This is a genomic window from Photobacterium damselae (assembly GCF_003026815.1).
GTDB lineage: Bacteria > Pseudomonadota > Gammaproteobacteria > Enterobacterales > Vibrionaceae > Photobacterium > Photobacterium damselae.
The window spans coordinates 45,236-56,877 of sequence record NZ_PYOG01000002.1 but is presented as its reverse complement, the minus strand read 5'-3'; the positions used below and the strand labels follow the sequence as shown (position 1 = coordinate 56,877).

The following is an 11,642-nucleotide window of genomic DNA, read 5'->3' as shown; positions in this document are numbered from 1 at the left end:
AAATAGTATTTAAACCGACAAAATACCGTCTTTATTGTTATCGTTATTTTTTGGATCAGGTCCAAAGCGATTTGAGCCAGCTTGTCCATCTTGAACAAAGAAGTAAATCAATACGATTGCACCAATTAACGGGATGATACCAATAAGCATCCACCAGCCACTTTTATCTAAATCGTGTAAACGGCGTACACCAACAGCAATACTTGGAATCAAAATAAGCAGAGAGTAAATAGAACTGATCATACCTGTACCTTGAGCTGTCACTTCTGTTTTGAAAACCAAATCAGCAATACTGAGCACAATCGCAATAATGGTGTTAAACAGAAAAAAGTACCAGTACTCTTTACGACGAGCGCGTCCTTTGAAACCAAAATAATTACGTAAAACCTTTAAATACCACTGCATATTCGTTTCCTATTTATCCTTTATGAACGTTTAATTCGTACCACTTTCATGATTTCCATGTCAAAGCCCGCCACTTTAATACTATCTGCATAGTAGGTCATATTGACTCTACCGCCAGTTAAACTGCGATATTTTTTCTTACGACGAAATTGAAATGGCGCACTGCAGTTTTCAATCATCAAAGTATGCAAAATCCAATCACCATCTTCTCGCTGAGTATGAGATATCACCGCGACATTATCGCTATGAATCAGATCATGATGTTTATCTAATAACTTGTCTATTGGTGATTTCATACGGTTGGGCCTGCACCATGGTCATATTTTGTGGCTGAAATAGTCTTAATCCTAGCACTTTCAGTCTGTTGACCCAAGAATAGCAGATACAAAAACAGAGCGCCTTTATTAGGGCACTCTGTTTATAATCGCTATCACATTGTAGAACCTAAAAACTTAGGTATTACATAGGAAGGAAGATACCAGCCAGTGTTGCACTCATTAGGTTTGCCAATGTTGCCGCAAAGATAGCTTTCATACCTAAGCGTGCAATATCAGGACGACGCTGAGGAACGATACCGCCTAAACCACCCATTAACATAGCAATAGATGTTAGGTTAGCAAAACCACATAGAGCGAAGGTAACAATAGCTTGAGAATGTTCGCTTAGCTTAGCGATTGTTTCAGGCTTCATAAGCTCGGCGAAAGCAACAAATTCATTCACGGCAATTTTTGTACCGATTAAACTCGCAGCTGTTGTTGCTTCAGACCATGGCACACCAATTAACCATGCAACAGGAGCAAATAGGTAACCAAAGATCATCTGTAGACTAAAATCATGAATACCAATTAGATTACCTAAATGACCAAGACCACCATTGATAAGAGCAACCAAACTGATCACAGCTAATAAGCTCGCACCTACCGCCATCGCAATCTGTAGACCACTTAGCGCACCACGTGAAGCAGCATCAACTAAGTTTACTGGTGCATCTTCTTCGCCATCATCTTCCTCATCCATCGTCATAACGGTATCAGTTTGAGGAACAATCAACTTAGCCATCATCAGGCCAGCAGGTGCCGACATAAAGCTTGCAGCAATAAGATATTTAAGTTGTACACCAAGACCAGCGTAGCCCACCATAGTGCCACCAGCAACCGATGCTAAACCACCTACCATCACAGCAAATAGCTCTGAATGCGTCATTTTTGCTAAGAATGGACGAACAACTAATGGCGCTTCAACAGAACCAACAAAAATATTTGCAGTTGCTGACATAGATTCTGTACGAGTTGTACCTAGAATTTTTTGTAGTAAACCACCAATACCACGAATGATCCAACCCATTACACCTAGGTAATAAAGAACTGAAATCAACGCAGAGAAGAAAACAATCGTAGGCAAAACGTTAACTGCGAACACAAAGCCAAGTTTAAACTTCGCCAATTCGCCAAAAAGGAATTCACTACCTACTTTGCCATAATCAATGATGCCAGAAACAACACCTGATACTGCATTAAGCACGTCGCGACCAATTGGGACGTACAAAATAAAACCAGCAAAAATAACTTGAATAGTAAAAGCGCCTAAAACAGTACGCCAATTAACAGCACGGCGGTTTTCTGAAAAGAAATAACCTACCGCAAAAATAGTGATAATGCCTAAGATGCTGACCAAATAATGCATGGTCATTCTCCATTGTTGTGTGTGGTAAACGATTGCGGCAGGATTGTAGCGACCTAAAAAAAATGTGACAAGCATCAAATTGTTATGTAACACAACATGTAATTAACATTTAGCGAGGCTTTTGAGCACATATCGTACAAAGCAAACGAAAAAAGCCAGATTATTTCTAATAAGGAATACTATTGTTGCTATATATGACAATTAAAACGATAGTTAAACGTTTAAACAACCGTTTGCGCAAACGGATGCTGTTTTCTTAAGCATAAATTAGATTAGGTTTTATCAAGACTGACCTTGTCTGATTTAGACAAAAAAACCACAGTGGATACAATCAATCCGCTGTGGTTCTTTTTCATTCTCAACTCTACTCTTCTTAAGTCAGCCTCGTACTAAAGAATACCTTGATCCCAATATGGTGGATTACCGATGTGCTGACGAACAAAATCGATAAAGGCTTGGACTTTTATGGGTAAAAACTTATGTCGGGGATATACCGCGTATAAGGGCATGTACTGATTCAAGTCCCAATCAGGTAATAATCGAATCAGCTTACCTTGCCGAAGTTCATCTTTCAGTAAATAGGTAGCGAGATAACCTATCCCATTCCCTGTTAACGTTGCATCACGAATAGCATCAGCAGAGTCCACACGATAGTTACCCGATACTTTGATCTGTAGTGCCTCATCATCTTTTTTAAAGCTCCAGACATTATCTTTTCGTTCCCGACTAAAATACGTAATGCAGTTATGCTCTTTCAGATCTCTAGGGTGATACGGCACACCATGAAGCGCTAAATATTCAGGACTCGCGGCAAGAACAAAGTGACAATCGACTAAATGCCTTGCAACAAAGCCTTCTGGTGGTGAATCCATCATCCCAATCCACAAATCAAGCTGCTCTGCAATAATATCAACCCGGTGATCAAATAGGCTCATTTCCAATTTAAGTTGCGGATATTGAGCATGAAATTCAGCAATATAAGGTGCTAAATGATTACTGGCAAAGGATTGGGCAACTCCTACTTTGAGGGTTCCTTGTAAAGTATCGCAATCTGATAACAATTCACTTTCAGCTTCATTAATCTCAGCAACGATATTAGCGCAATGGGCGGCAAATGCTTTCCCAGCTTCGGTTAAAGCAAACGAGCGAGTTGTACGCTGCACCAATTGCACCCCTAGCCTCTCTTCAAGTAACTGAATCTGTTTACTCACTTGAGTACGAGATATATCGAGCAACTGAGCGGCCTTAGTAAAGCTCTGCTGCTTAGTTAGAGCATTAAACACCACCATTTGCTGAGCTTTTTTAAGCATGAAACCTCTCAAACAAAAAAAGACCTATCAAATCATCGATAGGTCTTTCAAATTCTAACGTTTAGTTTCGGTATACTGTGATACCAACCTAATCAATTATCAGCATTATAACTTAAAGAAGGATAATTGCTGCTTTTGTTGCTCAGCCAATTTAGACAACTCATGACTTGCACTAGCGCTTTGGCTAATTCCAGTCACATTCTGATTAACAATCTCAGACATATTATTCACGTTACGATTAATATCTTGTGTTACTTGAGATTGCTGTTCAGCAGCGGTTGCAACCTGAGTATTAATATCACTGATATGGATAACCGACTCAGTAATACCGACTAAAGCATCATTAGCCTGTTGCGCTAACACTTGGTTACGCACTAACATTTCAAGGCTAGCTTGCATGCTGTCATTTGCATGACCTGATTGCGTTTGTAGCTCTTCAATAATAGATTGGATCTCTTGGGTTGAATCTTGAGTACGAGCCGCTAGCATACGTACTTCGTCAGCTACAACAGCAAAACCACGACCAGATTCACCAGCGCGTGCAGCTTCAATCGCAGCGTTAAGTGCAAGTAAGTTCGTTTGCTCTGAAATGCCACGAATCACTTCAATCACTTTACTGATCTGCTCAGACTGCTCTTTAAGCTGTGTTACTACCCCTGCCGCTTCATTTAATGTGTTCGACATTTGCTGACTAGCAGTATTGCTTTCTTCAAAAATATCCAGTCCCGCTTTTGCTAGCTCATCAGTTTGCTTCGCGGTTGAATCTGCTGTAGTTGCATTATCACTCACGTTATCAGCTGTACTAGATAGCTCATTGACAGCAGAAGCTACTTGATCGATTTCATTTTGTTCTAACTGAGCATTAGCCTCAGACTGACTCATCACTGCTGCCAGCTCCGTTGCTGCAGACGCTACATCTTCACTGATACGAATCATTGAATCGACAGTTGAGTACAGCTGTTCCACGGTACGATTAACATCAGAACTCAATTGAGCGATCTCATTATCGCCATCATCATGGGCACGTACAGCTAAGTTACCTTGTGCAACATCTCGCATCACCTCTTGCAACTTGGTAATTGGATTCACAATTAAACCAGACAGCCACCATGCAACCGCAATTGATGCAATAAATACCACAAGAATAGCAATTGTTGCTGTATTCATTAACGACTGATTTTTAGCGTTACTGTCTGCCAGTTGCTTGGTCGCAAATTCGTTTACATGGTGAGAAAGGCTATTGATATCATGTACCATGCTGTTACCAATCTCACGATATTGACTCAAGAATTGAGCAAACTCTTGCTCTGTCACTTCATGACGATCTCGACGGTCTAAAATTGAAACTGCACGATTTGAAAAATCAATATAACCGCGAATCGCTGTATTCACCTTTTGAACATCACTGCGGAACTCTGGCACATTTTCGATTACACGAAGATCTTGTGCAATCTCCTTTGCTGCAGCATTTAATTCATCACGGAATGAATTACGGCGAGAAGGATCATAAATCGCATATACCGCACTAATTCGTAATGGGTACACCTGATCATCAATCTTCGCGATGGTGTCTTTATAACTAACTAATGAATTAGTATTAGATGAAATAACTTGTTGTTCATCTTGTAGATTTGTCTTTGTAATAAAGAGTGACACAAAAAGTACCGTTGCAAGTAATAAAACCGGCAACAAAATTTGGTAACGAATTGATAAGTTTTTGAGTGATAGTTGCATTAACGCCCCGCAAAGCTCTAATCGCATCCGTGCAATAAATATTGGATATAAGGTCTAATAATATGCCGGAATATACCTTCACCCATCAAAATTGTCTATAAACCATTAAATTTCAATACCATAAAATCAAGATCGTCAAAATAACATCACACCAAAGTCAAAAATAAATCTCTTTTAATAGGCGGTACCTTATATCATTAGCCTTGCGATGACCTTCCGATCAAATAGCATGTTTTTTACTCCCTCATTCCTATTCAAATAATAATAGAGGTGTAATCGTCATATAGGTTTCAAACTTCTGAAACATGATTGTCATATTTCTCTCCTAATCTTTGCCTTGTTCATTCAATACCCCCTATCGGCAATAAAGCCAAACATAAAGGATTAGGAAATGATGAAAACAAAGCTTATCGGTGCAATCGCTCTAGCTGGTGCAATGGCGGTATCCACTTCTGCAGCAGCTAACGAAACGATCTCTGTTGTCGGTTCAAGCTCTGTGTCACCACTCATGGAAGTTTTTGGTGAGACATATTCCAAAGCAAATAACGTAACCGTAGAAGTACAAGGTCCTGGTTCTTCTGCAGGTATTCGAGTCGCTCACGATGGCTCAGCAGACTTTGGTATGTCATCTCGTAGCTTAAAAACAGAAGAAGAAGGCCCATCAATTAAAGAAGTCGTTATTGCTCGTGATGGTATCGCAGTGGTGGTTAACCCGGAAAACCCCGTGACTAATTTAACGAAAGAACAAGTATCTGAAATCTATAAAGGTGATATCACCAACTGGAAACAAGTGGGTGGTAACGATCAACCAATCGTAGTAGCAACTCGCGATACCGCATCAGGTACACGAGGTGCATTTGAAGACATCATGAGTCTAAAAAAGAAAATAAACGGTATTAAAGTTTCTGCTATCTCTCAACGAGCTCAAGTTGCTAGCGGTAACGGCCAGCTAAAAACAACCGTTGCCAACAACCCTTTTGCTATCGGCTATATCTCTCTGGGTTCGGTGGATAACACGGTTAAGCCCCTATCAATTGACGGACACCAGCCATCAGTCGCAGCCATTAAATCAGGCGATTACAGTGTTCAGCGTCCATTTATCGTGGTTTACAAAGATGGCCGCCCATCTTCTCAAGCACTGGAATTTTTATCATGGATGACATCTGCAGACGCACAAAAAATCGTTGCAGACAAAGGCTTTATCTCAGTTAACTAATAAAAAATTTATGTGCTTAACGATAATTAAAAATGGTTAAGCACATCCCTCACTAAGCAGCTATTGTTTAGTGTATGGAGTTTATGTATGACCATCGCAAATAATATTGAAAACACGGCCACCACTATGACGGTACTGAAACCCAAAAAGAGTGTCGATTGGCGTGAATTATTTTTTAAGAATTTATTCTTACTTAGTGCTGCCATCGGCATTTTATCATTAGTTACAATCGGCTATTTTATTTTTCGTGAAGGCTTTGCAGCTTTCGCCCACTCAGGTGTAACAGGCATTGTATTTGGCCAAGATTGGCTTCCACCTGCCCTGTATGGCATTGCGCCAATGATTGTTGCCTCATTAGCATCGACGTTTGGTGCTGTTTTAATTGGGGTGCCTATTGCCCTACTTACTGCAGTATTTATCGCTGAGGTTGCACCAAAGCCAGTTGCTAATATTGTCCGCCCAATGATTGAACTGTTAGCGGGTATTCCTTCCGTTGTTTACGGTTTCTTTGGTTTAGTGATTATCGTACCAATGATTCAGGATCTGTTTAATGTTCCTGCTGGCAATAGTATTTTGGCCGGTATCATTGTTCTCGCTATTATGATTTTGCCAACGGTAATTGCAGTATCAGAAACATCTATTCGCGCAGTTCCTCGTACCTATAAAGAAGGCTCATTAGCTCTTGGGGCTTCTCATATGTTTACCATTTTCCGTTTACTTATCCCTGCCGCTCGTTCAGGAATTATGACGGGAGTTATTTTAGGTATTGCACGTGCACTTGGTGAAACCATGGCCATCATCATGGTAATGGGTAACTCACCAGCCATGCCTCGTGGTGTTTTAGATTCAGCACGAACTTTAACCGCCAATATTGCTATTGAAATGTCTTACGCTACAGGTATTCATGCGAGCGCCCTTTACGCGACAGGTATTGTTCTTCTGGTCTTCATTATGATTCTAAATGCCAGCTTACTGTATTTAAACGCTAAAGGTGCGAGGTAATTATTATGTCTTTAGTCTTCGCTAATCAAAAAAATCAACGAATCAAAGATATTATTGCACAAGGTGTTATCTGGTTATCAGCCTCTATTACCGTTGGTTTTTTACTTTGGGTTGTTTGGTACATCTTAAGTAATGGTTTATCCCATGTGAACTGGTCTTTTATCACCAGTGACTACACCACGCTGGGTGAAGAGTCTGGGATCTGGCCAATGATCGTATCCACAATATATATGGTTATTGCGTCCATTGCCGTTGCAGCTCCACTTGGCATTATGACCGCTATTTATCTTACCGAATATGCAAAAGTGGGAAGCCGTTTAGTCAAAGTAATTCGTTTTTGTACTGAGTCACTTGCCGGTATTCCATCTATCATTTACGGCCTGTTTGGTATGACATTCTTCGTTGTAGTATTGGGTTTTGGATACTCAATTCTAGCAGGCGCACTAACACTGAGTATTTTAATTCTACCTGTGATTATTCGTACTACCGAAGAAGCATTGATGGCAGTACCTCAGACGTATCGAGAAGGCTCATACGGATTAGGAGCTTCAAAAATCTACACTATCTGGCGTCTTATTTTGCCTAGTGCAATGCCTGGTATTGTTACCTCAATTATTTTAAGTGTTGGACGTGTTATTGGCGAATCAGCTCCAGTATTTCTAACCGCTGGTATGGTTGCTCGTATTCCAGAAAGTGCTTTCGATTCGGGCCGTACCTTAACCGTTCACTTATATAAATTAACTCAAGAACTGTATACGGTTCATGAATGGAATCAGGCTTATGCGACAGCCACCATTCTTATTGTTGTGGTCTTAATCATTAATTTGATCACCAAACTGATTGCTCGTCGCTTCAATACTGCAACGTATTAACCTGATTTTAGGAAACCGAATAATGAACAAATTTAATATTGAAAATCTGAATCTTTTTTATGGTCAAAACCACGCCTTAAAAAATATCAATTTGCCTATTCCTAATCGTCAGGTTACAGCGCTTATCGGCCCCTCAGGCTGTGGTAAATCAACCTTACTACGCTGTCTAAACCGGATGAATGATTTAATTGAAGGGGTCAAAATCAATGGTAGCTTGACGATGGAAGATCAAGATATCTACGGCAATATTGATGTTGCTCAGTTGCGAATCAAAGTGGGCATGGTATTCCAAAAGCCTAACCCATTTCCAATGAGTATTTACGAGAACGTAGCTTACGGTCTTCGCGCTCAAGGCATTAAAGATAAGAAAGTGTTAGATGAAATCGTTGAGCAATCTCTACGTGGAGCCGCACTTTGGGATGAAGTTAAAGATCGTCTTAAATCTCATGCCTTTGGTTTATCAGGCGGTCAGCAACAACGTTTATGTATCGCTCGTACCATTGCAATGAAACCCGAAGTGATTTTGATGGATGAACCCACATCTGCACTCGACCCTATTGCAACAAAGAAAATTGAAGATTTGATGGAATCTCTAAAGAAAGAGTTCACCATCGTTATCGTAACCCACTCAATGCAACAAGCTCGTCGTATCTCAGATAGAACAGCTTTCTTTCTTATGGGTGAACTGGTTGAACATGATGAGACGCAAGTGATCTTTAATCAACCACAAGATGATCGTACTCGTGGCTATGTGAATGGTGATTTTGGTTAATATGAATTTCTTATAATAAAAGCGATGGTATAGTTGCCCCTTCCTAGTGAGGGGCTTTTTTTATCTAGACATATAAGACATCTAATTCATATCAACACTCTAATTCTACATTTCGAAGTCGCTGAACAATAAATAAAGGCTACATTTCCACCCTATTCTTGCCTAGTTTCTTAGCCAAATACAACTTTTCATCGACTAACTTATAGATATCGCTACCATTTACAGACAGTTCTACACCCATGCTTACCGTCACTTGTAAACTCTCATCAGGCCATTTGATATTTTGTATAAATTGGCGAACTCTATCCATCTCACGTTTAACAAATAGAGGATCATGATGACGAATTACAATAGCAAATTCTTCACCACCGATTCTGAATATTTGAGCTACTTTTGGTAAAATAAAATCTATTTTTTGAGATATTTCCTGTAAAACAAGATCACCAAAATCGTGACCATAATGGTCATTAATCTGTTTAAAGTCATCAATATCAAACAGTGCTAAATAATAAGGTCTATTCCCTATCTCTTTTAGCGTATTATTATACTTTTTCCGATTGCCAATTAATGTTAAACCATCTAGTACGTTTTCACGCTGAAGATGTACTACTTTAAACAAAACAAATGTTAATAATAAAACCAAACCAAGCAAGACATAAGTTAGCCATTCAAAACGCTTAATATACAAATCATTGTTATTTTTCAATGATTTGTTGTTAATATTTGATGTTGCATTAGAGAATAACAACTTATAGCTTATCCCTGCACGCTTCTCCATTTCAGCTTCATACGTCTGACGTAACTTATAATAATCGTCATAATTTTCTTTACTATAATAATATTTTAATAATCCTTTATAGAGCATCTTAACATAGCGAGTATTAGTCGCGGCTGTATAACGATTTAATAACTCTGGTAAATCAATATGCTGTTCTATATGATTATCATTTTTTAATAACCATTGAAGCTCAACACTTTTTACCGCGATATCTTTATCTACTAAGAAATTATGACTATCATTTTCAAGTAAACCTTTAGCTTGCTTAATTAATTTATACGACTCATCCTTTAAACCAAGATTTATGGCTATTTCTGATTTTAAAGCCAATATATAAATCAAATAATCATCCCATTCATTATAAGGCATTTTAGGTTTATTTTTTATTACGTCATTTAACGTTAATGATGCTTTATAATATTCGCCATTCGCTATTTTATTTTCAGCTAGAATTAAAAGACTTCTTATTTTTAATCTCTGCCATTTATCACTATGTCCCATGTGAGACGATAATAAATTTTGTAATAACCGATTCGACGTTGAGTAACCCTCAAAATAGCTAATAATGCTTGCTAAATTAACTGTTCCTACTGCAATTAAATAAGGGTCTCCTTCTTCTTTAGCTAAAGCTAAATATTCAATAGAAGGTTGGATCATTCCGTATAGGTCTTGTGATAAAAACCTTAGGGTACTGATCTTTCGTAATAAATAAAGTTGGGCAGGTTTATTATCACTCAAAGCATCTTTAACCTGAGTTAAGATAGTAACTCCAATCTTAGCGCCCTGAGGAGTATGTAATATAGGACGAATACTCTCTGCAATCTCTTGATATTCATAAGGATAACTTGATACAGGTAAGGATAAAAATGAGTTAATTACTTCACATTCATCAGTGACGCACTTTAACTTAAAGTCTAATACGGATTGTTCATCTTTATTATTAACAACATCAATAAGAGAAATAGGTGATTTTTTTACATCCATGTTAATTTTAATTACATATGTAGTCACACTTATGATCATTATACAAATGATCACTTTTATAAATTTAGATGTCATTATTGCTTTATTTATTATTAACCCTAGTATCTATGAGAATGATAATTCTATCTCTAAGCATATGCAAAACAATTATTATTGACTAAACTTTACATTACGACCAAAACCAATCCCTCGTAAGTATAAAACAAGCAAGCAATTGCCAATTGAGAATTTTATTCAGTTTGTCATCAATTTCATATTAAATACTTTACTAAAACCATAGAAATTTCTGACCAACTCATGACATTACATAACTAAAGGCAATATACGCTTGTGATAAGCCATCACTAATGTAAATGTACGAGCATGAAAGCATTCAATAAAGATCTAAAACAAGAGTTTATCGCCTGGTTAAATTTTATTGCTTATCTCCCATGTAGAAGCCGTTTGATTGGTTGCCTAACCAGCCATCCAATTGATGAAAACTTAATTGTCCAGTCTCCTATTTTTAATAAAACGCCATTAATCGCTATTCATCAAAAAGAGGGACAGCCACACGATGTGAACATCCTGGCAGCTTCAGCTTGTGATGTACTTATTTGTAATCCAAATCACTATGCCTTCCTCTGTGAAATACTGGCCCAGCAAAATAAGTCTAAGACGATAATATTAACCCACGAAAATTGGCTTCCAGATTGGTGCTGGATTTTCCACCAACATCGCTTTTTATGCCGTCAAGACTTAGTAGCGTAAATAACACTGAAAGCAATACCCAAATAGCATTATTTAAGACAAAAAACATTCATAAAAACTGCCGCATCTTGTAGAAATTTAGCTATAATCCAGCCACTTTATTCAGTGATGGATAAGGCTATATCCACGAACCGAA

At 38.4% G+C, this 11,642-nt stretch carries 11 protein-coding genes; 5 read left to right on the top strand and 6 right to left on the bottom strand.

Translation table 11 applies throughout. The features are described from left to right. Window positions 1-9 precede the first annotated feature (9 nt). The 5 genes from CTN07_RS03175 to CTN07_RS03155 form a co-directional block, all read right to left on the bottom strand. Window positions 10-405: a DUF805 domain-containing protein gene (locus CTN07_RS03175; protein WP_036763586.1), complete on the bottom strand. Its 396-nt coding sequence runs from the start codon at window positions 403-405 to the stop codon at window positions 10-12. Between the two features lie 20 nt (window positions 406-425). After that, entirely contained in the window at window positions 426-701 is a 276-nt protein-coding gene (locus CTN07_RS03170) for a hypothetical protein (protein ID WP_036763585.1), read from the bottom strand. A 163-nt stretch (window positions 702-864) separates the two neighbouring features. After that, the gene (locus CTN07_RS03165) at window positions 865-2,088 is read right to left on the bottom strand and encodes a NupC/NupG family nucleoside CNT transporter (protein ID WP_005298704.1); all 1,224 of its coding nucleotides are present in this window, start codon (window positions 2,086-2,088) and stop codon (window positions 865-867) included. A 389-nt stretch (window positions 2,089-2,477) separates the two neighbouring features. Continuing rightward, window positions 2,478-3,398 (bottom strand): LysR family transcriptional regulator, encoded by a 921-nt coding sequence (locus CTN07_RS03160; protein WP_005298702.1) that lies wholly within the window; start codon window positions 3,396-3,398, stop codon window positions 2,478-2,480. 105 nt (window positions 3,399-3,503) lie between these two features. Next, the gene (locus tag CTN07_RS03155; RefSeq protein ID WP_036763582.1) at window positions 3,504-5,132 is read right to left on the bottom strand and encodes a methyl-accepting chemotaxis protein; all 1,629 of its coding nucleotides are present in this window, start codon (window positions 5,130-5,132) and stop codon (window positions 3,504-3,506) included. A 394-nt stretch (window positions 5,133-5,526) separates the two neighbouring features. Here CTN07_RS03155 and CTN07_RS03150 point away from each other — a divergent pair, with 394 nt between their 5' ends. From CTN07_RS03150 to pstB, 4 genes are all read left to right on the top strand, one after another. Next, window positions 5,527-6,348 carry a phosphate ABC transporter substrate-binding protein gene (locus CTN07_RS03150; RefSeq protein WP_036764926.1) on the top strand — a complete coding sequence of 274 codons (822 nt, stop codon included), beginning with the start codon at window positions 5,527-5,529 and terminating at the stop codon, window positions 6,346-6,348. Between the two features lie 87 nt (window positions 6,349-6,435). Then, window positions 6,436-7,350, top strand: coding sequence for a phosphate ABC transporter permease subunit PstC (gene pstC, locus CTN07_RS03145; protein ID WP_005298696.1), 915 nt, complete (start codon window positions 6,436-6,438; stop codon window positions 7,348-7,350). 5 nt (window positions 7,351-7,355) lie between these two features. Then, window positions 7,356-8,222, top strand: a complete 867-nt coding sequence (gene pstA / locus CTN07_RS03140) for a phosphate ABC transporter permease PstA (RefSeq protein WP_005298694.1) — start codon at window positions 7,356-7,358, stop codon at window positions 8,220-8,222. A gap of 22 nt (window positions 8,223-8,244) precedes the next feature. Then, window positions 8,245-8,994, top strand: a complete 750-nt coding sequence (gene pstB / locus CTN07_RS03135) for a phosphate ABC transporter ATP-binding protein PstB (RefSeq protein ID WP_036763579.1) — start codon at window positions 8,245-8,247, stop codon at window positions 8,992-8,994. Between the two features lie 139 nt (window positions 8,995-9,133). On the opposite strand, the gene CTN07_RS03130 is transcribed toward pstB, so the two are convergent. Beyond that, window positions 9,134-10,783, bottom strand: a complete 1,650-nt coding sequence (locus CTN07_RS03130) for a GGDEF domain-containing protein (protein WP_157132358.1) — start codon at window positions 10,781-10,783, stop codon at window positions 9,134-9,136. 336 nt (window positions 10,784-11,119) lie between these two features. Here CTN07_RS03130 and CTN07_RS03125 point away from each other — a divergent pair, with 336 nt between their 5' ends. Beyond that, window positions 11,120-11,506: a hypothetical protein gene (locus CTN07_RS03125; protein ID WP_036763574.1), complete on the top strand. Its 387-nt coding sequence runs from the start codon at window positions 11,120-11,122 to the stop codon at window positions 11,504-11,506. Window positions 11,507-11,642 lie beyond the last annotated feature (136 nt).

What these genes read in the sequence shown, in the direction of transcription:
- CTN07_RS03165 (WP_005298704.1), bottom strand. Translation starts at nt 2,088, where the DNA reads ATGCATTATTTGGTCAGCATCTTAGGCATTATCACTATTTTTGCGGTA.
- pstB (WP_036763579.1), top strand. Translation starts at nt 8,245, where the DNA reads ATGAACAAATTTAATATTGAAAATCTGAATCTTTTTTATGGTCAAAAC.
- CTN07_RS03125 (WP_036763574.1), top strand. Translation starts at nt 11,120, where the DNA reads ATGAAAGCATTCAATAAAGATCTAAAACAAGAGTTTATCGCCTGGTTA.
- CTN07_RS03160 (WP_005298702.1), bottom strand. Translation starts at nt 3,398, where the DNA reads ATGCTTAAAAAAGCTCAGCAAATGGTGGTGTTTAATGCTCTAACTAAG.
- pstA (WP_005298694.1), top strand. Translation starts at nt 7,356, where the DNA reads ATGTCTTTAGTCTTCGCTAATCAAAAAAATCAACGAATCAAAGATATT.
- CTN07_RS03150 (WP_036764926.1), top strand. Translation starts at nt 5,527, where the DNA reads ATGAAAACAAAGCTTATCGGTGCAATCGCTCTAGCTGGTGCAATGGCG.
- CTN07_RS03155 (WP_036763582.1), bottom strand. Translation starts at nt 5,132, where the DNA reads ATGCAACTATCACTCAAAAACTTATCAATTCGTTACCAAATTTTGTTG.
- CTN07_RS03170 (WP_036763585.1), bottom strand. Translation starts at nt 701, where the DNA reads ATGAAATCACCAATAGACAAGTTATTAGATAAACATCATGATCTGATT.
- pstC (WP_005298696.1), top strand. Translation starts at nt 6,436, where the DNA reads ATGACCATCGCAAATAATATTGAAAACACGGCCACCACTATGACGGTA.
- CTN07_RS03175 (WP_036763586.1), bottom strand. Translation starts at nt 405, where the DNA reads ATGCAGTGGTATTTAAAGGTTTTACGTAATTATTTTGGTTTCAAAGGA.